This is a genomic window from Sphingomonas sp. Leaf33, assembly GCF_001421785.1.
In the GTDB taxonomy this organism is placed as follows: Bacteria; Pseudomonadota; Alphaproteobacteria; order Sphingomonadales; family Sphingomonadaceae; genus Sphingomonas.
Genome location: NZ_LMLB01000001.1, coordinates 2,267,984 through 2,291,815 on the forward strand (window position 1 = coordinate 2,267,984; position 23,832 = coordinate 2,291,815).

Here is a 23,832-nt window from a genome sequence, read left to right on the forward strand (position 1 = left end):
CCATCCATTGGTCGGGCCGCCGGGCTTACGCTGGCTGTGCTTCGATCAGAACCTCGTCGGCCGGCGCAGCCAGCAGGCCTTCGCGCTTGGCGACGATCGTCGGCACCAGCATCTGCCCGGCGACGTTCACCGCGGTCCGGCCCATGTCGAGGATCGGGTCGATCGCCAGCAGCAACCCCGCGCCTTCCAGCGGCAGCCCGAGCGTGGTGAGCGTCAGCGTCAGCATCACGGTCGCGCCGGTCAGCCCCGCGGTCGCCGCCGATCCCAGGACCGACACCATCACGATCAGCGCATAGTCGCCGGCGTGGAGCGCCATCCCGAAGAATTGCGCGACGAAGATCGCCGACACCGCCGGATATATGGCGGCGCATCCGTCCATCTTCGTCGTGGCGCCGAGCGGCACGGCAAAGGCCGAATAGGCCCGCGGCACACCCAGCGCGCGCTCGGTCAGGTCCTGCGTCACCGGCAGCGTGCCGACCGACGACCGCGTGACGAAGCCGAGCTGGATCGCCGGCCACGCGCGACGGAAGAACCATAGCGGATCGATCCGATGCGCCGCGAGCAGCAGCGGGTAAACGACGATCAGGACGATGCCGAGCCCGACGTATACGGTCGCCGCGAACGCGCCGAGCGACGACAGCGTGCTCCAGCCGTAGCGGACGATCGCATCGCCGATCAGCGCCGCCGATCCGATCGGGGTCAGCGCGATCACCCACCCCAGCAACCGCCGCAGGATCGCGAGCAGCGAGGCGTTGAACGCCAGGAACGGCTCGCCCGGCGCACCGACACGCACCGCCGCCGCGCCGATCGCAATCGCCACGACGATGATCTGGAGGACGTTGAAACCGAGCGCGGTCGTGGTCGCACTACCGGCCGTGGACGTCGTCGCGGTCAGCCCGAGCAGGTTGGCCGGCACCAGCCCCTTGAGGAAATCGAGCCACGACCCGACCGTCGCGGGTGCCGCCGCGGCGGCGATCGACGCGCTGCTGTGCAGACCCGGCTGCATGACCAGCCCCAGCACGATACCGATCGAGACCGCGATCAGCGCTGTGATCGCGAACCAGAGCAACGTCTGGCCGACCAGCCGCGCGGCGTTGGGCAAGTCGCGCAGCGCCGCGATCGAGCTGACGATCGCGGTGAAGACCAGCGCGGGGACCAGAACTTTCAGCAACTGGACGAAAATCTGCCCCGTCGTGTAAAGCCCGGCGCCGACTGCACCGTCCGCCCCGCCCGTCTGCCCGGCGAGCAGGCCGAGAAGGACGCCGGCGGCCATGCCGATCGCGACCTGGACGCCGAACGACGGCAGATATCTGGAGAGTTGCTGCATGTGCGAACATCTCGGGTCGAGCGGCGCCTGCAACAACGAAGCATTTCTTCGATCCGCCCAACCGGGCTTTGCCGCCGCGAACGGCGTGAAATGATCGCCTGCGTAACGATTTTGCCCGCGCGGACGCATCCCTCGGGCGTTTCAGGCATTGGGAAATGGAATGTTCGCGATCCTCCTCCTGTCCCTGGTCGGCGCGTGCCTGGTCCCGCTGATCGCGCGGGTCGTGGGCCGCGGCGCAGGCCTGCTGATCGCGCTGTTTCCCGCAGGACTCTTCGCCGCATTCGTATCGATGGCGCCGGTGGTCGAGCGCGGCTGGGTGACCGGCGAGGGGCGACTGTGGGCGACCGGCCTCGGCGCCGATGCGACGCTCCGGCTCGACGGATTCTCCTTCCTGTTCTGCCTGCTGGTGACCGGCATCGGCGCACTCGTCATCGTCTATGCCGGCGGCTATCTGACCGATAAATCGCGTACCGAACGCACCCGCTTCTTCACGCTGATCCTGCTGTTCCTGACCGCGATGCTCGGGACGGTGCTCGCGGAAAACCTGCTGCTGCTGCTCGTCTTCTGGGAAGCGACCAGCATCCTGTCGTTCCTGCTCGTCGGGTTCGACAGCAAGAGCGCACGGTCCCGGCGCGCGGCGCTGATGGCGTTGCAGGTCACAGCGTTCGGCGGGCTGATGCTGCTGGCGGCCGTATTGATGATCGGCCACGTACTGGGCACCTATTCGATGGCCACGGCCGTCGATCGCGCAAGCGAGATCGCGGCGAGCCCATACGGCAACGCCATCGTCGCGTGCATCCTGATCGCGGCCTTCACCAAGTCCGCGCAGTTCCCCTTCCATTTCTGGCTGCCCAACGCGATGCAGGCCCCGACGCCCGCGTCCGCGTTCCTGCATTCGGCGACGATGGTAAAGCTCGGCATCTACCTGCTCGCCCGGTTCGAGCCGGTGTTCGCGAGCGTGCCGTGGGGCCGCACCTCCGTCATCACCATCGCCTGCCTGACGATGCTGCTGGCCGCGGTGCAGGCGTTGCGGGCGGAAGGGTTCAAATCCGCCCTCGCCTATTCGACGGTCGCCTCGCTCGGCATCCTGACGCTGCTGGTCGGGCTCGACGGACCGACTGCGACGGTCGCCATGGTCGGCTTCCTGCTGGCCCATGCCATGTACAAGGCCGCGCTGTTCTTCTGCGCCGGCTCGGTCCTCCACGCGACCGGTTTGTACAGCCTGCGCGCCATGGGCGGGCTGGTCCGTTTCCTGCCGTTCACCGCGCTCGCCTGCGTCGGTGCCAGCCTGTCGATGGCCGGGATTCCACCATTCATCGGCTTCATTTCGAAGGAATTCCTGTTCCAGGCACAGCTCGAAAGCAGCTGGGAAATAGTGCCGCTGGCCATCGCGGTCATCGTCAATGCGGTGATGGTCGGTGTCGCCGGCGTCATCACGCTGCGCCCCTTCTTCCTGGGCCACGGCAAGGTCGATGCGGTGAAGCATGGCGAGACCCTATCGCTGGTCGCGCCGCCGCTCGTCCTGGCGCTGGCCGGGCTGTTCATCAGCCTCGATCCCGAATGGATCACCCGCGTCGCGCTGCGCCCGGCGGTCGCGGCCGTGTTCGGTCAGGCGGTCGAGGTGAAGCTGGAGGTCTGGCACGGCATCACGCCGATGCTGTTGCTGAGCGGCGTCGTGGTCGGCACCGGCGCGCTGATCGTCGGGTTCTGGAAGCCGATCCACCTGCGGCTGCGCGCGGTCGATCGGTTCGACACGCTGGCGGTCGAGCGGCTGTGGGAAGCCAGCCTGCGAGCGATGATCGGCACCGCGCGGGCGCTGACCGGCTTGGTCCAGCACGGCGACCTGCGCCGCTACCTGCTGGTCGTCGTCGCCGGGATGGCGGCGCTGATGCTGTGGTCGCTCGCCGGTGCGGGCGTCCTGCCCCGCCTGCCGGATATCGAACCCGTGCGGATCGCCCCCGCGGTCGTCGCCCTCGTCGGGCTTGCCGGGGCGATCGCCGCGGCGCGTGCGACATCGCTGCTCGGCGCGATGATCACGGCGGGGCTGACCGGATTCGCCATCGCCATCACCTTCCTGATGAACGGCGCCCCCGACCTGGCGCTGACCCAGTTCAGCGTCGAGGCGCTGGTCGTCGTCCTGCTGACCGCGCTGCTGCTCGCCGTCCCCCTCGCCTCCCCGCCGACCCGCAACGTGGCGATGCGACGCCGGGACGCGGCCGTCGCGGTCGGTGTCGGGGTGCTGCTGTTCGCCGGTATCGTCGACATGACCGCCGGCGGCGGGTCGTCGGCCGCGAGCGACTATTACGCGCGGATGAGCTATGTCGCAGCCTACGGCCACAACGTCGTCAACGTCATCCTGGTCGACTTCCGCGGCTTCGACACGCTGGGCGAGACGCTGGTCATCGCCGTCGCCGCGGTCCTCGCGCGGTCGCTGCTCAAGTCCCGCGACAGCGACACGGCGACCAGCCCCCCGCCCGAAGTTCATTTCGCCTTTGCCACGACGGCGCGCGGGTTCGCCTGGCTGCTGTTCGCCGCGTCGCTGGTCATCCTGTGGCGCGGGCATGACCAGCCCGGCGGCGGGTTCGTCGGCGGGCTGGTCGCGTCCCTGGCGCTGGCGATCGTCGCGCTGGCGTACGGCGTCGCCCGCGCCGAACGCGCGCTCCGGGTCGATCCGCTGACTTTGGTCGCGATCGGCATGGCACTGGCACTCGCCAGCGGGCTGCCGGCGCTTGCCACCGGCTCCCCGTATCTCACGCATCTGTGGTGGGAGCCGGGCGGGTGGCTGCCCAAGCTCGGGACGACGATGATCTTCGACCTCGGCGTCTATATGGTCGTGCTCGGCGCGGTACTCGCCCTCCTGTTCGGATTGCAGCGGGAGGCGGCGCGATGACCATCCTCTACGCTGCGATCGGATCGGGCATCGTCGCCTGCGCGCTCTACATGATCCTGTCGCGCAATCTGGTGCGGATGCTGCTCGGCCTGTCGCTGCTGGCGACGGGGGCGAACATCCTGCTGTTCCTGGCCGGGCATACGCGCAGCCAGCAGCCGCCGATCATCGCCGATGGCGCACGTGCGCTGACGAACGGCCCCGATCCCATGATCCAGGCGCTGATCCTGACCGCGATCGTCATCGGCTTCGCGCTGACCGTCATGCTCGCGGTGCTGGTCCTGCGCGCGTGGCGCAGCGAAGCGTCGATCGACGCGCGCGACGTCGGCACCGCCGAAGACCTCGGCCCGCCGCGCCAGCGGGACCCGGCCGATGTCTGACGCGGTGCTGCTGATCCTGCCCGTCCTGCTGCCGTTCGCCGGCGCTACGCTGGCGCTCGTACTGCGCCGCCACGCCGGGCTGGCGACCGCGACCGGAATCGCAACGACTGCGTTGCTCACGCTCGCTTCACTGGCATTGTTCCTCCGCGCGACCGACGGCGATCCGCTGCCGGCTACGGTGTTCGGTGGCTGGCCGCAGGGGTTCGGCATCGGCTTTTCCGCAAGCCTGCCCGGCGTGCTGCTGGTGCCGGTCGTCGCGGTCGTCACGCTCGCGACGGCGATCTACGCACTCGCCGACATCGGCCCGCGGCGGCGGCGCGCAGGATATGACGCGTTGACTCTGGCAATGGTCGGCGCGGTCAACGGCGCGTTCCTGACCGACGACCTGTTCAACCTGTACGTCTGGTTCGAACTGGCCCTGCTCGCCGCGCTCGGGCTGCTGACGATCGACCGGCGCTCGGCCCAGATCGACGGCGCGATCCGCTACGCCGCCTTCGCCATGCTTGCCGCGACATTCATCCTGATCGGCGTCGCGATGGTCTATGGCATCACCGGCACGCTCGAGGTGCGGAGCGCGGCGCAGGCGTTTGCCGACCGGCCGACCGACGCCGCGACCGCCATCGCCGCCGCGCTGCTGCTGGGCGGGTTCGTGTTGAAGTCGGGGTTGGTCCCGTTTCATCTCTGGCTGCCGGCATCGTACCACACCGCCCCGACGACGGTCGCCGCGGTGTTCGCGGGGCTGCTGACCAAGATGGGCTTCTTTGCGCTGCTGCTGATCTTCGTCGGCGTGTTCGGGGTGACCGGCGGCGGGGCCGGCCAGCTTGTCCCGTTGTTCGGCGTCATCGCCGCGGCGACGATGCTGGTCTGCATCGCCGGAGCGCTGGCGCAGACCGATATGCGCCGCCTTCTTGCCTATCACGTGATCGCACAGGTCGGGTACATGATGGCGGGCCTGGCGCTGGCGACCCGCGAAGGCGTTGCAGCGGCCGTGTTCTACATGGTCCATTCGATCATCGTGCAGGCCAACCTGTTCCTCGGCGCCGGACTGATCCGCCGGTCGAGCGGCAGCTGGGACCTGACCCGCACCGGCGGGCTGATGCGCCGCGAGCCATTGTTCGCGTTGCTGTTCGCGGTGCCCGTGCTGTCGCTTGCCGGGATACCGCCTTTCTCCGGCTTCTGGGCAAAGATGATCGTCATCCGCGCGAGCCTGGACGGCGGCATGGCGTGGCTTGGCGCGGTTGCGTTGTTCACCGGGCTGCTGACGATCGTGTCGATGACGACCTTCTGGTCGGATGCCTGCTGGAAACAGTCGCGGTCGGCGACGCAGCGTCGCCTGCCGACAAGCGGGCTGGTCGCGATGGCCCTGCTTTCGGGCACGACAGTGGCAATCGGGCTGGCGCCGGGCTGGCTCTGGGCGCTGGCCGAGCGGTCCGCGCAGACGCTGGCCGGCCTGTCATGACCGCACCGCTGCGCCGCATCCGCGCCGGCATCGTCCTGACCGGCATCTTCCTGTGGGATCTGGTCGCTGCGTCCTGCGATGTCGCGCGGATCGTCCTCAGTCCTCGGATGCGCACGTCTCCCAGGATCGTCGTCGTGCCGATTGCGCTGACCCGCCCGGCAGCGATCGCGCTGTTCGCCTATTTCGTGTCGCTGACGCCGGGGTCGACCTGCCTGCACGTTTCGCGCGACCGGACGCGACTGTTCGTCCATATCCTCGATACCGACGACGACGCCGCCACGATCGCGCGCTTCAAGAGCCATTTCGAACGCTGGATCGCGGAGCTGCTGGAATGACCGGGATGCAGACCCTGTCCGCCGGCCTGTCGGTCATTCTGGCGATCGCGCTGGTGCTGGCCGCTTGGCGCATGGTGCGTGGCCCGAGCTTCGCCGACCGCTTCATCGCACTCGACATGCTGACTGCGGTCGCGGTCGGCTTCGCGGCCGTGACGACCGTGCTGACCGGACGATCCGAATTCCTCGACATCGGCCTGAGCCTGGCGCTCATCAATTTCGTGGCGACGGCGGCGTTTGCGGTGTTTCTCGAACTGCGGAAGGGGCGGAAATGACGATCCTTGCTGCCGGCTTGATGATCGCCGGCACCGCCTTCCTACTGGTCGCCGCCATCGGCGTCATCCGCCTGCCCGACCCGTTGCAGCGGATGCACAGCGCGACGAAGGCGGGAACGCTCGGCTGCGCGCTGCTGCTGATCGGCGTGATGATCCACGACGACAGCGGCGCGGATCGGATCGGATGGATGAACATCCTGTTCCTGCTGCTGACCCTGCCCGTCGGCGCCCAGATGCTGGCGCGCGCGACCTATGTCTCGGGCACCCGGCTGGAGGGGATCGCCGACGATCCGCTGGACGGCGAGCTCGACCGGGCGACGGAACCGGTCGAGCCGTAGCTTACGCCCGTGCGATCGCCTCCACCCACTGATCGATCATCGACTGATCGAGGTCGGTGTTGTTGAACACCACGATCGTTTCGCTGTGCGACAGGCGATGCGCGATATGCGACCGATATCCCTCGACCTTGCCCGTCTCCCACGCCCAGGACGCGCCGTCGATCGGGTGGACGCGACCGCCCAGCGCATATTCCTGCGCAGGCCATCGCAGCGTCGTCAACGCGGTGCGCGACGCCGGGCGTAGCAGCTGGCCGTGGAAAATGCCGTGCGCGGCGCGCATCGCATCGGCCGCCGTCCCCGCCACATTGCCGCTCGCCGCGACGAAGCGCGGAACCGGCGCCATCTTGCGCACCGGCGGCGTGGTATTGGTGTAAGCCGCGGCGATCATCGGCAGCGGCGGCTCGCCAGCGATCGCAAACCCCGTCTCGCGCATCTTCAGCGGCTGGAATACCAGCCGCCCGACCGATGCGGGCAACGGTTCGCCCGTCACCCGTTCCAGGATGGCGTCGACGATCGTCCAGTTGATCGGCGTGTAATCCCAGCCCGCACCGGGCGCGAACGCCAGATCGCCGCCGGCAAAGCGCGCGACCATTTCCGCCGCGGTCGCGGTCGACTGGCGTAGCGCGGGCTCGACCTTCACCTGCCGGATCATCAGATCGGGGATGCCGCTGGTGTTCGACAGCAGATGCCGCAGCAGCACGCGCTCGCCCGTGTCGCGCCGGAAGTCGGGCAGATAGGTGATGATCGGCGCGTCGAGCGACAGCCGCCCCTGCTCGACCAGCCGCAGTACAGCACAACTGACCAGCCATTTCGATGCCGATCCGAACATGAAGCGCGTGTCCGGCGTCACCGGCCGGCGGCTCTCCACATCGGCCATGCCGACGCAGCGCATGGCCTCGACCCGCCCGGCCCGGCCATAGGCGATCAGCCCGTTGAAGTTCGCCGGCAGCGCGACCGCAGCGATCGCCCGGCGCTTTGCGTCCGACGGTTGCGCCGCCCACCCCGCGGTCGCGCCAAGCGCTACCCCGCCCGCGATCACCGTACGCCTGTCGAACATGCTGCCCTCCCCCGTTTTCATCCGGGGTGTAGGGAGGCGATCGCGGTACGTCGACCATGTATCCGCCACCGGCAAGTCGATCGCATCGGGAGCGAAACGACGGCTTTCGCGTTCGGTCGGGGCGTGAACAGTCGGTATCGGGGCCTGCCGCCATCGGGGCAGGTGCATTGCGCGGCGTGTCCACCCGGCCGGGATTCCTGTTCGATGCATATTTTCGAGATGCTCCTGCTCCTGATCGCCGCGGCGATGGGCCTGACGGTGCTGGCGCGCCGTATCGAGATTCCCTCGGCCGTGATGCTGGTGCTGGGCGGCATGGTGCTGGCGTTCGTCCCCACCCTGCCGCACATCAACCTTCAGCCGGAACTGGCGCTGGCGCTCTTCCTCCCGCCGCTCCTCCAGGCAAGCGCGCTGAGGACCGACTGGGGCCTGTTCCGCTCCAACATCGTGTTCATCGCCCTGCTCGCGTTCGGCGCCGTGCTGTTCACCGCCGGGATCGTCGCGGTCACCGCGCGCGGGCTGATCCCCGGCATGGGCTGGCCGGCGGCGATCGCGCTGGGCGCCATCGTCGCGCCGCCGGACGCCGTGGCGGCGACATCGGTCCTGAAGCGCTTTCGCCTACCCAAGCGGATCGTCGCGGTGCTGGAGGGCGAAAGCCTGATCAACGACGCATCCGCGCTGGTGCTCTACAAACTCGCCATCAGCGCCGCGCTGATCGGCAGCGTCGGCGTTGGCCAAGTCCTGTCGTCCTTCTCGGTCACCGCGCTGATCGGTGTCGTCGTCGGCCTGGCGGCGGGCTTTGCCGCCAATTGGCTGATGCAGCGGATGAAGGATCACTTCCTCGAAATCCTAGCGTCGTTCCTGGCAGGGTTCATCAGCTATCTGGCCGCCGAATGGGTCGACGGATCGGGCGTGCTGGCTGCGGTCGCCTGCGGTGGCCTGATCGGACGCGCGCAGTTGAAGCTTGCCGCGCGCACCCGTCTGCAATCGCACAGCGCGTGGGAGCTGGTCGAATTCATCCTCGCCAGCCTGGTGTTCCTGCTGGTCGGATTGCAGTTGCGCGAAATCATGACGCGGCTGGTCGATTACGACCACGGGCATCTGATCGTGCTGGGTGTCGCGATGTCGCTGGTACTGATCGTGTCGCGGTTCGTCTGGGTCTTCGTCACCTTCTACCCCGCCGCCGCCGTCGCGTCGGTTCTGCAGGGCGGCAAGTTCAACCCGCCGCTCAGTTACCCCACCATCATCTCGTGGGCAGGGATGCGCGGGGTCGTCAGCCTGGCGGCGGCACTCGCGCTGCCAAGCGGCTTCCCGCAGCGCGACCTGATCGTCTTCTTGGCGTTCTGCGCGATCTTCTCCACCCTGGTCGTGCAGGGCACCACGCTGAAGCTGCTGATCCGCTGGTTCGACCCGAAGGATCCCGACATCGGCGTCGTCAATCACGCGACCGTCCGCGCGCGCGAGACGGTGGCCGCGGCAGTCGCCGGCGTCGTCCCGGAGGGCGGACGAACCGCGCGCGAGCTGGTGTCCGAATTTCAGGCCCGCCGTGACGCCGCCCTCAGCGGTTGCGCGGTCGTCGGCCATGACCGGCTGGACGCTCTCCTGCGCCAGAAGCTGGCGACGATCGAAGCGGCGCGTGGCGAACTGCACGAGATGCGCGACGATATCGATGCGGAAACGCTGGCGACGCTGACGCAGCAGCTTGACCTGGAGGAGGAACAGATCCGCCTGGCCATCGACGAAGCGAACCCGAGCGTAGGCAACGTACACTAGCGAACGTGCCACCACGGGGGTTGTTTCGTACCATATCACCCATCCGAACAATCGCTTAGCATCCGACTTCTCACGAGGCGAAATCCGGAAGACTGTCATGGCTGCGTCGATGTCCGACGATCACGCATATTATCTGAAGCGCAGCGAGGATCACCGGGGAATGGCCGATCGTTCCACGGTCGCATCATCGAGGATCGCGCATCTTCAGTTCGCCGATGCCTATGCCCGGCGCGCGGATCAGGTGTTGGTACAAGAAGACTAGTAGCTGCTGCAAAGCTACCAGGAACACTATCGCCTATCATAAGTTAATGCCGCTCGACGGGTCGCATGTCGCAACCGGTCTGCGGAGTCGTCGGCGTGAGAGCACTCGCCATAGCCTGCATCGCGGAACGGGATGTCGCTTACCCCGCGACACGCCCGGGTCCCCGCACGTCCCGAACGGCGCGCCCACACGTCGCTGTCGTTCGCCGCGCCGTCGCGCGCTGAGACGATCCGCCGTCCGGCGCACCCCGCCCCCTTCCCACCATTTCCGGAGACCCCTCCCATGAACAAGCATGAAATTCACGGCGGCGCCCGTTACGTCGGCGGCAAGATCGAGAAGGCCGTCGGCGACGCGGTCGACAGCCGCAACTGGCAGGTCGACGGTGTCGTCAACCAGGTCGCCGGCGCCGCTGAGAACATGTTCGGCCGCGCGCAGTCGGTTGCCGAAGATGTCGCCGACGCGACCCCCGGCCTGATCGAGCACGCGCGCGAAAAGCTGGGCGACGCCGCGGACCGCACGGTCGACGCCGCCCGCCGCGGCACCGATCAGGCGCTGAAGGCGGTGCGTGGCGAGGATCATCTTCTGTGGGCGGCGGGTGCTCTGATCGGCGGCTATGCGCTCGGCTGGCTGATCCACGGGCGCCGCGACTGACGCGCCGCGCGCCATGTCGACGATGATGAAAAGCCTGCGCGAGACGACCGATCTGCGGCATCTGCAGCAGATCGTCGCCGGCCTCGATGAAGGCGTGATCCTGATCGATCCGGACGAAAGCCTGCTCTGGGCCAATCCGGCCGCGCTCGCCATGCACGGCGTCGCGCGGTTGGACGAGCTCGGACGCACGGTCGATGAATATCGCGCGCGCTTCCAGCTGACCTATCGCAACAACCACCGGCTGGACGACGACGACTATCCGATCGGCCGCGTCGTTGCGGGCGAGGCTTTCTCGGAAGTCGTCGTCGAAGTGGCGGTTGCCGGCGAGAAGGACCCGCGCTGGGTCCACAAGGTTCGCAGCCTGGTCCTGAACGACCAGGACGAGGGCGAGCCGGCCTGCGTCGTCATGGTCATCCAGGACGTGACCGCGCAATATGAAGCCGAGGACCGCTTCGAGCAGTCGTTCAACGCCAACCCGGCGCCAGCGGTTATCTGTCGCCTGTCGGACCTGCGCTTCGTAAAGGTCAACCAGGGCTTCCTGGAGATGACCGGCCACGCGAAGGATCAGGTGCTGTGCAAGACCGTCTACGACATCGACGTGTTGCGCGCAGCGGAACGCCGCGACCTGGCGCGCGAGCGCATGGCCGAAGGCCGGACCATACCGCAGATGGAGGCCGAGCTGGAACTGCCCGGCGGCGGCACGAAGCTGGTGATCGTCGCCGGCCAGCCGATCGACATGGGCGACGAGCCCTGCATGCTCTTTACCTTCGCCGACCTGGAACCGCGCCGGAAAGCGGAATCGGCGCTACGGCATAGCGAGGAACGCTTCACGCGCACGTTCCAGATGGCGCCCGTCCCGATGGCGATCGGCGCGCGCGACGGACATCTGCTGTGCGAGGTCAACGCCAGCTTCACCGAGCTGACGGGCTATAAATCGTCCGAGATCATCGGTCGGTCGCTGGCCGATGTCGGGCTGTGGTCGGATGACGATGGCCGCAAGGACATCGAGGCCGCAATCGAATCCGGGCGCGATCTGCGCGGGCACGAATCCGGCATCCTGGCCAAGGACGGCGGCCATATCGACAGCCTGGTATCGACGGAAATGATTCATCTGGGCGACGATACCTGCGTCCTGTGGGCGTTCCAGGACATCACGCGCCGCAAGGCGACCGAACTCGAGCTGGTCGAGGCGATCGAGGCGGTGATGAAGGACACGAGCTGGTTCAGCCGGTCGATCATGGACAAGCTGGCGCGACTGCGCGCACCGCAGCCGGACGAGACCGGCGTCGGGCTGAACGACCTGACCGCGCGGGAGCGTGAAGTCCTGGCGCTCATCTGCCGCGGCCTGGACGACAAGAGCATCGCGCGCACGCTGGGGGTATCGGGCAACACCGTCCGCAACCACGTCGCGCGTATTTACGGCAAGATCGGCGTGCATCGCCGCACCGCCGCCGCCGCCTGGGCGCGCGCGCGCGGTTTCGACAGCGATGCCGTGACGATCGCCCAACGGGAGCGTTCGAAATGACCGATAGCAAAAAAACGAAGCCATCCTCGCCACCGGACCCGGTCAAGGCACGGCAAGCGAAGGCGGCGGCCCAGCAGACCATCGGCAAGCTGATCGGCGACGACGCCGCGGTCGCCGAGAGTCGTGCCAAACAAAGCTCGGCCCGCGCGAAGCCTGTGGCCGGCGACACCGACAAATCTTAAATTTTCTGGAGTATTCAAGTGGCTACACATTCGGGAAGCGGCCCTGCGCTGCATGAGGCCGTCGTGACCGGCACGGTGCGAAGCGTGTCCTGGGGCGGCATCTTCGCCGGCGTGGTGATCGCCGTCGCGGTTCAGCTGATCCTGGGCATCCTCGGCACCGGTATCGGCCTGTCGATGGTCGATCCGACCGAAGGCACGACGCCGGGCGCGACCGGCTTCGGTATCGGCGCCGGTCTCTACTGGCTGGTGACCACGGTCGTCGCGCTGGGTGCGGGCGGATATACCGCGGCGCGCGCATCGGGCGCGACGGAGAAGTTCGACGCGCTGCTCCACGGCCTGGTCGTCTGGGGCGTCACGCTGATACTGACGCTGTACCTGCTGACGTCGGCGGTCGGCGGCATCATCGGCGGCGCGTTCCGCACGGTCGGGACTGTTGCGACCGCCGCCGGCTCGACGGTCGGTGCCGCTGCTCCGCAGGTCGCGCAGGTGGCCGGCGTCGATGCCAGTGACGTGCGCCAGGAAGCCGCCAAATATCTGTCGGATGCCCCGACCGATCCGGCGCAGATGACGGCGGAGCAGGCCCAGGCCGAAATCGCCCGTCAGTTGCCCGCGCTCGCTCGCGGCGGTGCGGACGGCCAGCGCGCCGAGAGCCGCATCGTCGATATCGTCGCCGCGCAGCGCAAGATCAGCCGACCCGAAGCACAGGCGCAGGTCGCCCGGGCCAAGACCGCGTTCGTCCAGACCAAGAACGACACGGTCGAAGGTGCCAAGAAGGCGACTGACGCCGTTGCCGGTGCCGCTGCCAGCACGTCGTTCATCCTGGTGCTGGCGCTGCTCGCCGGTGCCGCGGCTGCCGCCTTCGGTGCAACGACCGCCGCGCGCCGTCGCCACCGCTGAGTGTCCGCGGCGGGCCGGCGTATCGGGCCCGCCGCACCTGTCCCCCATCACCTCTTAGGAGCATGACATGAACCGCAAGATCATCGCAGCGACCAGCCTCGCCATCCTGTTCGGCCTGAGCGCCTGCAACACCGTGAACGGTGCCGGCAAGGACCTGAAGTCCGCCGGTGAAGCCGTCTCCGGCGCATCGGGCGAAGGCAAGAAGTAATCCCGACTGCCGCCCGGTTCCGGTCACGCCCCATGACCGCGACCGGGCGGCTCCGCCCCTCACGGGCGAGGTGATCGATAGTTGATCGATAATGGTGATATCGGCGGCGGGCCAAATGGCACCGTGCTATTCCCCTGCCGACCGCGGCTTTTCTGCGGTCATCCGACCCATGGTCAGCCCTTATGCTGGACGCGCCCCGTCGGCCGCCGCCACCCCGACTACCCCGGACCCGATCTAGACGTTGTCGTCGGTGTCGGATCGATCGGGATTGGTCCATTCGTCCATTCCCTCCCGGCGGTCGCGCTGTACGCTCGCACCAGCTTTCGCAGACACATCCGCGCCCATCGGCGGGGGCGACGCCGCGGAAGACTGGCTTCTTTGGCGCATGACGAGAAAGGATCTGTGACTATGGCTACGGCACCCGCACCCGCCGCGATCTATCAAGGGATCACCTTGCTGGTGGTTTCGAACAACGCCCAGTCCGGCGACCGGATCACCATCAATCTCGGCGAGCGCGGCGGAAAGAACGTCGCCTGGAGCACGGGACAGGACTTCGCCACATCGTCGGGCATCCAACTGTCGTCGACGGGCGGCGGATCGGTGCCGGTCTCGTCATTCGCGATCACCGCCGAAAAGATCACCTTCATGCTCGCGCCGAGTGACTCGGGTTCGTCGACGCAGTTCCGCGTGTCGGCTTTCCTGGCCGCGGACCCGTCGATCACCGAATTCTCGCTTTCGCTGACGTCGGATGAGAACAGCCAGGTTCAGGCCGCGCTGTCCATGCAGGAGCCTGCGACGCTTGGGCCCAACCCGACAGTCTTCGACTGGCCCGGCACGAACGACTGATCCTGTCGCACTACGCCCATCCCGCGGCTCATCGGCGGCCGCGGGATGGCATCTTATCGAGTCCGCCGCGCCCCATTGCGGCCGGCTCCGGCGACAGGGACGATATCGATGACGAATCGACGGAGCGGGTCGGCGGCAGCCGATCCGGTAGGCAATGCGGCGCCGCCGCGTGCCCGCGGGATGCGCCCGCGCACGACGCAGACCATCTCGCCGGCGACCCCGCAGGGCGCTGCGGACGAGCACGCGACGCCGTCATCGCCGCCGATCGCGGACCCGTTTGCCAGCCTGCTCGTCGAATCGCATCTGCCGCCGGGCGGCGCCCTGGCGACCGATCCGCGCGACGGCGAGCGCCCGCCCGCCGATCCGTTCGGCGAGACTCTCCGCCCTGCGCCGGCCAGCATACCGACGGTACAGGCCGACGATCCGCATCCGGTCGAGTTTCCGGTCACGCTGACCATCCAGTCTCTGCGTGCGGATGCCAAGGTCGTCATTTCGCTGCGCGACGATCCGCCGGCGATCTGGAGCGAGGGACACAGCCGGGGCCTGATCGGCTTCAGCCTGTCCTCGCTGCGCGATCCGGCGATCTACATGCGCACGTTCCTGGTCAACGCCCGCGACATCTACCTGCAAAGCTATCGCGCCTGCCAGGAGCTGCGGTGCCAGTTGTTCGTGCGCACCAGCGACACCCTGGTCCGCGGCCGGGTCGATCTGCCGCCCGGCACCGTCCTGACCATCCAGACCGGGATCGATCGTACCTCTGTCGTGGGCGTGAGTTCGTTCGCGGTCGCGTTGCCGCAGATGGGGGCGGGCGATGGACGATGACCTGATCCCGGTCGTGCTCGACTTCATCGGCGTGGCGCCCGATGCCAGTCTGAGTATCGACATCACGTCGCCCGGCCTCGCGTGGTCGCTCGGGCGCCGGTCCGGCGCTGGGCTCGGCGCATCCTACAACGTCGTTCCCGACGGGCTGGCGACCAACGAGTCCTGCATTCAGGAATGGGCGTTCACCGACCGCTCGCTGATGATCCGCACCGCGATCGATGCGGCCCCGCGGACCAGCTTCACGATCGGCCTGTTCCTGCGCCGGCACGACCTGACCGATGCCTTCATGGGCTATTGCACGCTGAACGACGGCGCCAGCGTCCGCGTCCGTTTCGGCGACCAGAGCCCGGTCGAATGGCGCGACGGTCGGATCAGCGCCGCGCTGGAGCCGATCGCCGAGCGGTCGTCGCGCGTCATGCTGACGATGCGCGGCGTTCGACCCGGCGCCGTCATCGACATCGACCTGGCCGCGCGCAATGGCGAAGTCGCCTGGACGCTCGGGCCGACCTTCGCCGACACCCAGGGCATGGAGGTGACCAGCACCGGCGCGGGCCTGCCGCTGTCGCTCTTTTCGTGCACCCCGCATCGCCTGAAGCTGGTCACACAAGGAAGCAACGACACCGAGCGGCGCGACGTCACCGTCCTCGCCTATGTTTCGTGGATCCCCGCGTCGCTGGAGCTCATCCATCTGCGCGCGGACAGCAGCGCGGGCGTCGATATCTACGCGCAGGTCGGCAACCGCCAGCCACAGTTCGTCAGCCAGACCTTCACGCTGTTCGCGCTGTAGCCGATGGCGACGGCCCCTCCCATCGCCGGGTCCGACAGCGGCCATGTCCTGCGCCGGGTGAGCGAGACGATCGCCGCGCTGATCCGCGCCGCCGTTCCCGAACTGGCGGCCGACGATGCGGTGTCGTTCGACTCGCCTGCCGATCTGGACGGGCAGGGGCGGTCGCGGCTGTCGCTGTTCCTCTACCACATCGGCATCGACGGCCCGCAGCGGAACCAGCCGGCGACGCTGACACTCGCGCCCGGTGCCGATGGCCATCCCGCCGGCCTGCGGACGGTCATGGCCCCGGCAAGCGTCAGCCTTGGCTACATGCTCGTGCCCTTCGCGCGATCGACCGAGCTGGAACTGGTGATCGCCGACCGGCTGGTGCGCCTGTTCCACGTCGTCCGCGCGCTCGCCGCCCCGATTCTGCCCGCAGACCTGATCGACGCCGGCAATGACGAGATCGGCATCCGCCCGACGCCGCTGTCGATCGATGCGCAGCGCAACCTGTGGGCGATCTTTCCCGGCCGGCCGTACAAGCTGACGCTGGCCTACACCGTCTCTCCGGTCGTCATTCCGGCCGATCACGATCGATCGATCGACATGGTCGTCCAGGCGATCCTGCAACAGCGGCAGATGCGCGATGCAGCTTAGCGCGGTCGTCCAGCTGATCGACACCTATCGCGGCGCGCCCGCTGTGGGCGCCGATGCGCGGTTCCGCTTGGACGGCGCGCCGGTGCGCCCGCTGGTCAAGCCCGATGGCTTCTACGCCTTCACCGGCATCGCGCCGGGCAAGCATCGCCTGCGCGTGGAGGCCGCCGGCTTCTTTCCGCTGGACGTCGCCGTGACCGCGCCGGTGACCGGACCGCTGGCCGACGCGATCGTCCCCTGCCCACTCGATCCGGGCCCGCTCTATCCCTTCCCGCCGGCGGACGGGATCATTCGCGGGCGGGTTAGCGACGGCGCCGCCGGCCTCGCGGGTGTCGCAGTCGCGGCGAGCTGGCTCGGCCGCCGCAATACCCGCGTTTCGCGGCAGACCCGGACTTGGACCGGGGGCACGTATGACGGCCGCTACGCCCTGTCGCTCGGCAGCCGCATCCCGGCGGCGGTGACGGTCGCGCTCGCCTTCACGGCCCCGGACGGTCACACTGGCCGCCGCGACGTGACGCTGTCCGCGGGGGACTGCGTCTTCGTCGATCTCGACATGGCCTGAGGGGGGAACATCGACGTGCCACAATATCAGCACCCCGGCATCTATGTGCAGGAAATCCCGGCGGCACGCAGCATCCAGGGCGCCTCGACCTCGGTCGCGGCCTTCATCGGCTTCACCGAGATGGGACCGGTGGGCCAACCGACGCTGGTGACCAGCTGGAGCGCGTTCACTCGCCAGTTCGGCAACCCGACATGGGGCGCGATGACCGCCTGGGCGGTCTATGAATTCTTCGCCGAGGGCGGGGCCGCCTGCTACGTCATCCGAACGCAGGACGCGTCGGCCACCGCCGCAACCGCGACCGTCGGCGGGCTGAAGCTCACTGCGAGCAGCCCCGGCATCTGGGGCGCGGCGCTGATGGTCGTCGTATCCAATTCGGTGGGCGATCCCGGCGCTGTCCCGCCGGCGCCGGTCACCCCGGTCTTCACCGTGCGCATCGTCGCCGATGCCGCGGTGATCGACGGCCCCGCCCGCCCCGACCTCGCCAGCCAGCTGCTGACCGCCTTCGTCCGGCACAACAGCCTGCCCACGATCGTAATGGGCGCAAAGACCTATTATGTGCTGGAGGCGTTCGGCGGCGTGACCGAGGCGACGCTGAACAGCGGCGAATTCGCTACGCGCGTCAACGCCGGATCGGTCTTCGTCCGCGTCACCACTCCGCTCGGCGGCGGCAAGGCCAAGGTCGCTCGGCCGCCCAATGCGGTCGTGCCGGCGCCGTTCACCGGCGGCGCCACCGCGGCCTACGACCTGCCCGATGCCGTGTCGTCGCTGTCGTCCGTGCAGGGCATCAGCCTGCTTGCCGTCCCCGACACGGTCATGATCACCGATCAGGCCGGCAAGGTCGATCTTGGAAAGCAGACCGCAGTGATCAACCAGATCATGCTGCGCTGCGAAGCGATGGCGAACCTGTTCTACGTCGTCGATCCGCCGCTCGGCCTGTCGGTCCAGCAGATCCAGGGTTTCACTTCGGGCACGTTGCCCGGCACGACCGCGATCAATTCCAGCTTTGCCGCGATCTACTATCCGTGGGTGTACATCTTCTGGTCGCTGAACGGCCTCAACATCCCCATCCCGCCGTCCGGCCCCGCTCTCGGGCGCTACGCCGAAACCGACACCCGCGTCGGCGTCTTCAAGTCGCCCGCCGGCGTCAACGACGGCCTGCTCCAGACCGTCACCGCGCTCGACACGGCGGTGACCGACAGCGACCAGGATCAGCTGAACCCGCACGGCATCAACGCGGTGCGCACCTTCATCAACTACGGCAATGCGATCTGGGGCGCGCGCACGCTGTCGCAGGATACGTCATGGACCTACATCAGCGTGCGGCGGCTGTTCATCTTCGTCGAGCAGAGCCTGCGCAACAGCCTGCAATGGGTCGTGTTCGAACCCAACGACCAGCGACTGTGGGCCGCAATCTCACGCGATGTTTCGGCGTTCCTCTACGGCCTGTGGCTGCAAGGCGGCCTGTTCGGCGCGACGACGGCAGAGGCCTATTTCGTCACCTGCGACGCCAGCAACAACCCGCCGGAGACGCGCGCGCAAGGGATCCTCTACATCGATATCGGCCTGGCGCCGGTTTATCCGGCCGAGTTCGTCGTCATCCGCATCACGCAGAAGACGGCCGCGCCCGTCACCGGCTCGTAACGGCCGTCCGGGAGTCCCTTCGCAATGGCGACGAACCTAACCCATCCCTATCTCAACCTGTACTTCCGGGTGGAGATTTCCGGCATTCAGATCGCCGCGTTCCAGCAGGTGACGTTGCCCGCACCAACCGTCGGCACGGTCGGCTACCGCGAAGGCACCGATCCGCCGTATGTCCGGCAGGTCTCCGGCCTGACCAGCTATCAGAACCTGTCACTGATCAAGGGCGTGACCGACGGCACCGAACTGGCCGACTGGTTCCAGCTGGTCGTCGATCGCGGGGCGACGGCGCCGGGTGCCAAGAAGAACATCTCGCTGATCGTGATCGACCAGCTGGGCGCCGACAAGGCACGCTGGGACGTTATCAACGCGTGGCCGATCACGTACCAGCTGGGTTCGTTCGATGCGACGTCGGAAGCCGTTCTGGTCGAAACGCTGACGCTGTCGCTCGATTATATGAAACGTGTCCGGTAAGGCTGCCATGACAATCCTTTCAACCGAAGTCGAATTCACGCTGCCGATCGGCTATCACGATGGCGACGGGACGCTGCACCGCGACGGCGTCATGCGGCTGGCGACGGCCGGTGACGAAATCCTGCCGCTGCGCGATCACCGCGTCCAGGCCAACCCCGCCTATCTGACGATCATCGTGCTGTCGCGGGTCGTCACCCGGCTGGGTACGCTCGAGATGGTCAACACCAAGGTGATCGAGGATCTGTTCGCGCGCGACTTCGCGTACCTTCAGGACCTCTACAACCGCGTCAACGGGATCGAGCAGGCCGGCGGCGATCTCGGGGCAGCGCTTGGAAAGTGACGCCGCGCGCCGCCCCGGACCACCTCTATGAGGAGATCGCGTTCATCGCGTATCATTTCCACTGGTCGTACGAGACTCTGCTGGCGCTGGAGCATGGCGAGCGGCGGCGGTGGTGCGACGAGATCAGCCGGATCAACGCACGGATGAACACCGACGACCAGACGACGGTCCTGGGCGGCTGACATGGCGCTGCCGGTAAACCTCGCCCTCGCCACGGCACAGCGCGCGACCGGTCTGCGGCGCGACCCGTTCGCCGGCTACAATTTCCTGTTCGAGACCGCCGGCATGGTCGTCGGCGGCTTCACGACGATCAGCGGCCTGACATCGAAGGTCGAGGTGCACACGGTGCGCGAAGGCGGCGTCAACGACCGCGAGTACAAGCTGACCGGGCCGGTCACCCACGGCGACCTGGTGTTCGAGGCCGGGCTGACTGCGGTCGATCCGATGTGGCTGTGGTTCCAGGCGACGCTGGACGGCAAGGTGCAGCGGCGCAACGCCTCGGTCTACCTGCTTGACGCGCGCGGTGTGCCGGTGACGTGGTGGAACATCCAGAACGCCTGGCCGGTCGAATGGCAGGGCCCCAGCTTCGATGCCAGCCAGACCCTGTTCGCCAGCCAGCGCTTCACCCTGACCCACGAAGGCATCGCGCGCCCGCCGATGGCGCTGGCGGTCGCTGCCGCGACGCTGCTGCCGTGAGGTTTGCGCGGCAGTCCATACGGTTGCGCGCGGCGCAGGCGGCACTGGCCCGGCGATCGCGCGACCACGGCCTTGCCGGCCCTGCACAGCGCTTCGGCAACCGTCTGGTTCTGCGTCGGCGCTCGCGGCCGCCGTCACCCGCACCGATCGTGCGACACGAGACGATCGCTGTGTCGATCCGGCTGTCGCTCGTCACGATCGCGGCCGACGCGACGACCGTCCGCGCAGATGCGCGTCGTGCGAAGGGCCGCACGGCACGTCCGCTCGATGACCGGCGCCCGCCCGGTTTCCGAACGATCGACAGGCGCACCATCGATCGTATCACGCGATCGATCGCTCTGGCGGGGGCGGACCGTGGTCGTGTCGACCGGATGACCGTCGTTCGGATCGATCGGAACAACCCAGGCATCGCCAGCAACGCTACGGCGACGCGCGTGAAGGGCCGCGAGCCGCCGTTTCACAAACCCACGCCAACGCACCGCATCGCGCGGAACGTCGCGACACCTCCCCCACCCCGCACTCGAGATACGCTGGTCGCCACAGCAGTCGAACTGCATCGGCCGTCGTCGCGTAATCCGGTGTCGGCAGCGTCGCACAGGCAGACGGTCAAGGGCATCGCCACGCCCGTCCGTCGCTCTGCGCTGACCGGCGGCGCGTCCCGCCCGTCACTGCGCCGGCGGACGACCATCGGCGAAAGGACCGAAGCGCAGGCGTCGAGGGCGCCCGTGCCGGCCGCGCGCGTCGTGCACGCAGCAAGACCGCAGCCGGGCTTGCCCGCTTCCCCTCGGTCAGCCGAACGGGCCGGCCAGTCTGTCGAAGCGGGTGTCCGACCGGCGAAACCTGCCCGCCGTTACCAGCCAGCCATGCCTGGCATCGCCCAGCCTTTGCCCGCGGCTGCGCCTGCCATGGCGCCCCCGGGCTCGGGCTCGCTGCGCCAGTCGCCTTCCCTTACCGCAACGATGATCGTGCGCAGGCAAGCAGCAACGCCGCCCGTCCCAGCCTCGCCGCCCCCGCCGCCGATCCCCCCGGCGCCCAGCGCGCATGTCATGGAACGCGTCATCCGCGAGACGCTGGCAAGCACGCATATTGAGGCGACCGCACTCGCGCCGCCGCTGCTGCGCAGCGTCACCGACCACGTCTGCCGTGCGGTCGCGCGCCAGGCCGATCTCGACCGCTATCGGCGGGGGCGGTGATGCTGGAGAAGGCGAAGATCGTCGTGCTGGAGACGCAGGAGGTCATCCCGGTCATGTACAATCCGACCGAGCTGTCGTTCGGGCGGACGGTGCACGTCCAGGGCGATGGCGCGCATATTCAGTTCCAGCGGATCAGCGACGACGACCTGACCGTCGCGCTGTTCTTCGACAGTTCGGACGCGGGCACCGACATCCGCCACGTGACCGACCGGCTGCTTGGGCTGACGACGCCATCGACCGGCACCGGTGTGCGTCGCGAGCCGCCGGTCCTCGTCTTCACCTGGGCGGGCGCGCTGTTCACCGGCATCATCACCAAGCTGGAACGGAGGATGACGCTGTTCCTGCCGTCGGGCGTCCCCATCCGCGCCGAAGTCACGGTGACGTTCAGGGCGGTACTGACCGAACAGCAGGAGATGGAAGCGCGGGGGTATTACAACTGCCGCACGCTCTGGACCGTCACGCAGGGCGACCGGCTTGATCTGATCGCGGCGGCGGTGCTGGGCGATCCCGGCGACTGGCGCCAGATCGCCGCCGCCAACGACATCTACGATCCCATAGCCTTTCCGACCCCATCCGACATCGGGCGGACCCTGGTCATCGTCGATCCGCACGGCCCCGCCGCGCGCGACCGGAGGACGATCGGTGGCTGAGCCGATGACCGAGGCGATCGGTGTCCTGCGCAACGGCACCAGGCTTGACGAGGCGCTGCTGGGGTCGATCCGGGCAGTACGGATCGAACAAGAGATCAACGTCCCCGCCGCCTTCAGCCTGACGATCGCACTGGCCGGCATGACGGAGGCCGCGCAAGGGGCGGCGCTCGACGCCTTCGCGCCCGGGGACGAGGTCGCGATCTTCATCGGGCGGCAACGGCTGACGAGGATCGTCGTCGGCCGCGTGACCGCGATCGAGCCGCGGCTGGGCGACCTGTCGGAAGCGACAATTCGCGGCTTCGACCAGATGTACCGCCTGCGCTTCGGCGAAAAGGTCCGCGTGTTCGAGAATCTGGCCGACGACGCCATCGCGGAGGATGTCGCGCGCGGCGCCGGTGTCGCGATCCGCGTCGAGGGCGAGGCGCCGACGATCAACGCCTATGTGAAGCAGCAGCACGAATCCGACTACGACTTCCTGCGCCGCCGCGCCGAGGCGATCGATTTCGAGCTGCTGGTCGACGGCACCACCTTGGTATTCCGGGCGTCGGGCGAAGGTGCCGCGCCGGTCAGGGCGCTGCGCTATCCGCGCGAGATGACGCGCGTCGACTTGGACCTGCGCGTACCGATCGCGGGCGACAGCGTGGTGGTGCGCGGGTTCGATCCCGAAACCAACGAACCGATCGAGGCGCGTTCCACCGGCGCCACCCCGCGCGATCGCATGGGCGGCACGATGGTCGGGTTCGACGTCGCCGACCAGTTTCCCGATTCCGGCGTCGAGATGGTCCGCCAGGACGTAACGAACGTCGAGGCGCTGCAGGCGATCGCCGACGCGCGCTACCAGACCGCACTGGAGGATTTCATTTCCGGCACGATCAGCCTGGCGGGCGACCCGCTGCTGATCGCCGGCGCGAACGTGTCGCTGGCCGGGCTGAGCGGGCGGTTCGACGGCATCTACTACATCACCGCCGCGACCCACAGCTATGACGTCGACACCGGCTACCAGGCGGACCTGACCGTGCGGCGGAGCGGCATATGACCGATCATGGCCGCGCGGCCGGACTGGCGCTGGCGACCGTGGTCGACGCGGTCGATCCCGATGGCCGCGGCTGGGTCAAGGTCAGCTTCTTCGGCGAAGGCGGCATCGAATCAGACTGGATCCCCCTTGCGAGCAGCTATGCCGGCAATGGCTACGGCAGCTTCTTCCTGCCGATGACGGGCGACCTGGCGGTCGTCGGGTTTATCTCGGCCAACGCCGACCAGCCCTGCGTGCTGGGGTTCCTGTGGAACGGCGGGATCGCGCCCCCGGTCGCGAAGGACAAGCAGGCGGCGGTGCGCGTGATCCGCACCAGGCAGGGCAAGCTGCTGAGGCTGGACGATTCCGACAGCGCCGTCGTCACCCTGTCCGACGAACGCGGCAATCGGGTCACGATCGACAGCAGCAAGGATCTGGTGACGCTCGAGAGCGCCGGCGACCTGACGATCCGCGCGACCGGCACCCTGACGCTGTCCGGCGGGACCGTGGCCGTCAAGCAGACCGCCGAAACCGCCAAGCTGACGCTGTCGGCCGAGGGTGGAACGCTCGCCGGCGGGAGCAGCCTGAAACTGTCCGCCGCCATGATCGACCTGAACTGAGCGCGGCCG

Annotated in this window: 29 protein-coding genes; 27 read left to right on the forward strand and 2 right to left on the reverse strand. The window is 68.1% G+C overall.

Going from position 1 to position 23,832, the window contains the following annotated elements:
• Positions 1 to 25 precede the first annotated feature (25 nt).
• A complete protein-coding gene (locus ASE86_RS11140; protein ID WP_056425964.1) occupies positions 26 to 1,327 on the reverse strand; it encodes a dicarboxylate/amino acid:cation symporter in 1,302 nt (433 codons plus the stop codon).
• Positions 1,328 to 1,487: 160 nt separating this feature from the next.
• Here ASE86_RS11140 and mbhE point away from each other — a divergent pair, with 160 nt between their 5' ends.
• Genes mbhE through mnhG form a run of 6 tightly spaced genes read left to right on the forward strand, consistent with a single transcriptional unit; the run spans position 1,488 to position 6,998 of the window.
• On the forward strand, positions 1,488 to 4,217 hold the full coding sequence (gene mbhE, locus ASE86_RS11145; RefSeq protein WP_056425966.1) for a hydrogen gas-evolving membrane-bound hydrogenase subunit E: 2,730 nt from the start codon (positions 1,488 to 1,490) through the stop codon (positions 4,215 to 4,217).
• Positions 4,214 to 4,594, forward strand: coding sequence for a sodium:proton antiporter (locus ASE86_RS11150; protein WP_235524049.1), 381 nt, complete (start codon positions 4,214 to 4,216; stop codon positions 4,592 to 4,594). Before mbhE ends, ASE86_RS11150 begins: the two co-directional genes overlap by 4 nt.
• Entirely contained in the window at positions 4,587 to 6,053 is a 1,467-nt protein-coding gene (locus tag ASE86_RS11155; RefSeq protein ID WP_056425970.1) for a proton-conducting transporter membrane subunit, read from the forward strand. Before ASE86_RS11150 ends, ASE86_RS11155 begins: the two co-directional genes overlap by 8 nt.
• Positions 6,050 to 6,388, forward strand: a complete 339-nt coding sequence (locus ASE86_RS11160) for a Na+/H+ antiporter subunit E (protein ID WP_056425975.1) — start codon at positions 6,050 to 6,052, stop codon at positions 6,386 to 6,388. The genes ASE86_RS11155 and ASE86_RS11160 overlap by 4 nt, the downstream gene beginning before the upstream one ends.
• Entirely contained in the window at positions 6,385 to 6,660 is a 276-nt protein-coding gene (locus ASE86_RS11165) for a monovalent cation/H+ antiporter complex subunit F (RefSeq protein ID WP_056425979.1), read from the forward strand. The genes ASE86_RS11160 and ASE86_RS11165 overlap by 4 nt, the downstream gene beginning before the upstream one ends.
• Positions 6,657 to 6,998 carry a monovalent cation/H(+) antiporter subunit G gene (gene mnhG, locus ASE86_RS11170; RefSeq protein ID WP_056425981.1) on the forward strand — a complete coding sequence of 114 codons (342 nt, stop codon included), beginning with the start codon at positions 6,657 to 6,659 and terminating at the stop codon, positions 6,996 to 6,998. The genes ASE86_RS11165 and mnhG overlap by 4 nt, the downstream gene beginning before the upstream one ends.
• A 1-nt stretch (position 6,999) precedes the next feature.
• On the opposite strand, the gene ASE86_RS11175 is transcribed toward mnhG, so the two are convergent.
• The gene (locus ASE86_RS11175; protein ID WP_162233328.1) at positions 7,000 to 8,055 is read right to left on the reverse strand and encodes a serine hydrolase domain-containing protein; all 1,056 of its coding nucleotides are present in this window, start codon (positions 8,053 to 8,055) and stop codon (positions 7,000 to 7,002) included.
• Positions 8,056 to 8,274: 219 nt separating this feature from the next.
• Between ASE86_RS11175 and ASE86_RS11180 the strand changes: the two genes are divergently transcribed.
• From ASE86_RS11180 to ASE86_RS11270, 21 genes are all read left to right on the forward strand, one after another.
• Entirely contained in the window at positions 8,275 to 9,825 is a 1,551-nt protein-coding gene (locus ASE86_RS11180) for a Na+/H+ antiporter (RefSeq protein ID WP_162233329.1), read from the forward strand.
• A 97-nt stretch (positions 9,826 to 9,922) separates the two neighbouring features.
• A complete protein-coding gene (locus ASE86_RS16015; protein ID WP_156347100.1) occupies positions 9,923 to 10,087 on the forward strand; it encodes a hypothetical protein in 165 nt (54 codons plus the stop codon).
• A 282-nt stretch (positions 10,088 to 10,369) separates the two neighbouring features.
• On the forward strand, positions 10,370 to 10,738 hold the full coding sequence (locus tag ASE86_RS11185; RefSeq protein WP_056425991.1) for a CsbD family protein: 369 nt from the start codon (positions 10,370 to 10,372) through the stop codon (positions 10,736 to 10,738).
• A 22-nt stretch (positions 10,739 to 10,760) separates the two neighbouring features.
• The gene (locus ASE86_RS11190) at positions 10,761 to 12,263 is read left to right on the forward strand and encodes a helix-turn-helix transcriptional regulator (RefSeq protein WP_321162987.1); all 1,503 of its coding nucleotides are present in this window, start codon (positions 10,761 to 10,763) and stop codon (positions 12,261 to 12,263) included.
• Positions 12,260 to 12,445, forward strand: a complete 186-nt coding sequence (locus ASE86_RS11195) for a hypothetical protein (protein WP_056425994.1) — start codon at positions 12,260 to 12,262, stop codon at positions 12,443 to 12,445. Before ASE86_RS11190 ends, ASE86_RS11195 begins: the two co-directional genes overlap by 4 nt.
• An 18-nt stretch (positions 12,446 to 12,463) precedes the next feature.
• Positions 12,464 to 13,342 carry a hypothetical protein gene (locus ASE86_RS11200; RefSeq protein WP_056425996.1) on the forward strand — a complete coding sequence of 293 codons (879 nt, stop codon included), beginning with the start codon at positions 12,464 to 12,466 and terminating at the stop codon, positions 13,340 to 13,342.
• A gap of 67 nt (positions 13,343 to 13,409) precedes the next feature.
• Positions 13,410 to 13,550 carry an entericidin A/B family lipoprotein gene (locus tag ASE86_RS15715; protein ID WP_082441796.1) on the forward strand — a complete coding sequence of 47 codons (141 nt, stop codon included), beginning with the start codon at positions 13,410 to 13,412 and terminating at the stop codon, positions 13,548 to 13,550.
• Positions 13,551 to 13,928: 378 nt separating this feature from the next.
• Positions 13,929 to 14,396 carry a hypothetical protein gene (locus tag ASE86_RS11205; protein WP_156347101.1) on the forward strand — a complete coding sequence of 156 codons (468 nt, stop codon included), beginning with the start codon at positions 13,929 to 13,931 and terminating at the stop codon, positions 14,394 to 14,396.
• Between the two features lie 108 nt (positions 14,397 to 14,504).
• On the forward strand, positions 14,505 to 15,218 hold the full coding sequence (locus ASE86_RS11210) for a hypothetical protein (protein ID WP_056426002.1): 714 nt from the start codon (positions 14,505 to 14,507) through the stop codon (positions 15,216 to 15,218).
• On the forward strand, positions 15,208 to 16,005 hold the full coding sequence (locus tag ASE86_RS11215) for a hypothetical protein (protein WP_056426005.1): 798 nt from the start codon (positions 15,208 to 15,210) through the stop codon (positions 16,003 to 16,005). The genes ASE86_RS11210 and ASE86_RS11215 overlap by 11 nt, the downstream gene beginning before the upstream one ends.
• Positions 16,006 to 16,008: 3 nt before the next feature.
• Complete coding sequence (locus ASE86_RS11220; protein WP_056426008.1) at positions 16,009 to 16,641, forward strand: DUF4255 domain-containing protein; 633 nt, start codon at positions 16,009 to 16,011, stop codon at positions 16,639 to 16,641.
• A complete protein-coding gene (locus ASE86_RS11225; protein ID WP_056426009.1) occupies positions 16,631 to 17,200 on the forward strand; it encodes a hypothetical protein in 570 nt (189 codons plus the stop codon). The genes ASE86_RS11220 and ASE86_RS11225 overlap by 11 nt, the downstream gene beginning before the upstream one ends.
• A gap of 15 nt (positions 17,201 to 17,215) precedes the next feature.
• A complete protein-coding gene (locus tag ASE86_RS11230; protein ID WP_056426012.1) occupies positions 17,216 to 18,841 on the forward strand; it encodes a phage tail sheath family protein in 1,626 nt (541 codons plus the stop codon).
• 24 nt (positions 18,842 to 18,865) lie between these two features.
• Positions 18,866 to 19,312 (forward strand): phage tail protein, encoded by a 447-nt coding sequence (locus ASE86_RS11235; RefSeq protein WP_056426015.1) that lies wholly within the window; start codon positions 18,866 to 18,868, stop codon positions 19,310 to 19,312.
• Positions 19,313 to 19,319: 7 nt separating this feature from the next.
• On the forward strand, positions 19,320 to 19,652 hold the full coding sequence (locus tag ASE86_RS11240) for a hypothetical protein (RefSeq protein WP_056426019.1): 333 nt from the start codon (positions 19,320 to 19,322) through the stop codon (positions 19,650 to 19,652).
• Positions 19,649 to 19,834, forward strand: coding sequence for a DUF6760 family protein (locus tag ASE86_RS11245; protein WP_056426024.1), 186 nt, complete (start codon positions 19,649 to 19,651; stop codon positions 19,832 to 19,834). Before ASE86_RS11240 ends, ASE86_RS11245 begins: the two co-directional genes overlap by 4 nt.
• 1 nt (position 19,835) lies before the next feature.
• Positions 19,836 to 20,348 carry a phage tail protein gene (locus ASE86_RS11250; protein ID WP_056426026.1) on the forward strand — a complete coding sequence of 171 codons (513 nt, stop codon included), beginning with the start codon at positions 19,836 to 19,838 and terminating at the stop codon, positions 20,346 to 20,348.
• Positions 20,349 to 20,371: 23 nt separating this feature from the next.
• The gene (locus ASE86_RS11255; protein WP_056426029.1) at positions 20,372 to 21,541 is read left to right on the forward strand and encodes a hypothetical protein; all 1,170 of its coding nucleotides are present in this window, start codon (positions 20,372 to 20,374) and stop codon (positions 21,539 to 21,541) included.
• Positions 21,541 to 22,191, forward strand: a complete 651-nt coding sequence (locus tag ASE86_RS11260) for a hypothetical protein (RefSeq protein ID WP_056426032.1) — start codon at positions 21,541 to 21,543, stop codon at positions 22,189 to 22,191. The genes ASE86_RS11255 and ASE86_RS11260 overlap by 1 nt, the downstream gene beginning before the upstream one ends.
• Positions 22,184 to 23,227, forward strand: a complete 1,044-nt coding sequence (locus ASE86_RS11265; RefSeq protein ID WP_200911507.1) for a phage late control D family protein — start codon at positions 22,184 to 22,186, stop codon at positions 23,225 to 23,227. The genes ASE86_RS11260 and ASE86_RS11265 overlap by 8 nt, the downstream gene beginning before the upstream one ends.
• Positions 23,224 to 23,823, forward strand: coding sequence for a phage baseplate assembly protein V (locus ASE86_RS11270; RefSeq protein ID WP_056426038.1), 600 nt, complete (start codon positions 23,224 to 23,226; stop codon positions 23,821 to 23,823). The genes ASE86_RS11265 and ASE86_RS11270 overlap by 4 nt, the downstream gene beginning before the upstream one ends.
• Positions 23,824 to 23,832 lie beyond the last annotated feature (9 nt).

Bases quoted from the DNA above. Each gene is read 5' to 3' on its own strand.
- ASE86_RS11140 (WP_056425964.1), bottom strand. From the start codon at position 1,327: ATGCAGCAACTCTCCAGATATCTGCCGTCGTTCGGCGTCCAGGTCGCG.
- mbhE (WP_056425966.1), top strand. From the start codon at position 1,488: ATGTTCGCGATCCTCCTCCTGTCCCTGGTCGGCGCGTGCCTGGTCCCG.
- ASE86_RS11150 (WP_235524049.1), top strand. From the start codon at position 4,214: ATGACCATCCTCTACGCTGCGATCGGATCGGGCATCGTCGCCTGCGCG.
- ASE86_RS11155 (WP_056425970.1), top strand. From the start codon at position 4,587: ATGTCTGACGCGGTGCTGCTGATCCTGCCCGTCCTGCTGCCGTTCGCC.
- ASE86_RS11160 (WP_056425975.1), top strand. From the start codon at position 6,050: ATGACCGCACCGCTGCGCCGCATCCGCGCCGGCATCGTCCTGACCGGC.
- ASE86_RS11165 (WP_056425979.1), top strand. From the start codon at position 6,385: ATGACCGGGATGCAGACCCTGTCCGCCGGCCTGTCGGTCATTCTGGCG.
- mnhG (WP_056425981.1), top strand. From the start codon at position 6,657: ATGACGATCCTTGCTGCCGGCTTGATGATCGCCGGCACCGCCTTCCTA.
- ASE86_RS11175 (WP_162233328.1), bottom strand. From the start codon at position 8,055: ATGTTCGACAGGCGTACGGTGATCGCGGGCGGGGTAGCGCTTGGCGCG.
- ASE86_RS11180 (WP_162233329.1), top strand. From the start codon at position 8,275: ATGCTCCTGCTCCTGATCGCCGCGGCGATGGGCCTGACGGTGCTGGCG.
- ASE86_RS16015 (WP_156347100.1), top strand. From the start codon at position 9,923: ATGGCTGCGTCGATGTCCGACGATCACGCATATTATCTGAAGCGCAGC.
- ASE86_RS11185 (WP_056425991.1), top strand. From the start codon at position 10,370: ATGAACAAGCATGAAATTCACGGCGGCGCCCGTTACGTCGGCGGCAAG.
- ASE86_RS11190 (WP_321162987.1), top strand. From the start codon at position 10,761: ATGATGAAAAGCCTGCGCGAGACGACCGATCTGCGGCATCTGCAGCAG.
- ASE86_RS11195 (WP_056425994.1), top strand. From the start codon at position 12,260: ATGACCGATAGCAAAAAAACGAAGCCATCCTCGCCACCGGACCCGGTC.
- ASE86_RS15715 (WP_082441796.1), top strand. From the start codon at position 13,410: ATGAACCGCAAGATCATCGCAGCGACCAGCCTCGCCATCCTGTTCGGC.
- ASE86_RS11210 (WP_056426002.1), top strand. From the start codon at position 14,505: ATGACGAATCGACGGAGCGGGTCGGCGGCAGCCGATCCGGTAGGCAAT.
- ASE86_RS11215 (WP_056426005.1), top strand. From the start codon at position 15,208: ATGGACGATGACCTGATCCCGGTCGTGCTCGACTTCATCGGCGTGGCG.
- ASE86_RS11220 (WP_056426008.1), top strand. From the start codon at position 16,009: ATGGCGACGGCCCCTCCCATCGCCGGGTCCGACAGCGGCCATGTCCTG.
- ASE86_RS11225 (WP_056426009.1), top strand. From the start codon at position 16,631: ATGCAGCTTAGCGCGGTCGTCCAGCTGATCGACACCTATCGCGGCGCG.
- ASE86_RS11235 (WP_056426015.1), top strand. From the start codon at position 18,866: ATGGCGACGAACCTAACCCATCCCTATCTCAACCTGTACTTCCGGGTG.
- ASE86_RS11240 (WP_056426019.1), top strand. From the start codon at position 19,320: ATGACAATCCTTTCAACCGAAGTCGAATTCACGCTGCCGATCGGCTAT.
- ASE86_RS11250 (WP_056426026.1), top strand. From the start codon at position 19,836: ATGGCGCTGCCGGTAAACCTCGCCCTCGCCACGGCACAGCGCGCGACC.
- ASE86_RS11260 (WP_056426032.1), top strand. From the start codon at position 21,541: ATGCTGGAGAAGGCGAAGATCGTCGTGCTGGAGACGCAGGAGGTCATC.
- ASE86_RS11270 (WP_056426038.1), top strand. From the start codon at position 23,224: ATGACCGATCATGGCCGCGCGGCCGGACTGGCGCTGGCGACCGTGGTC.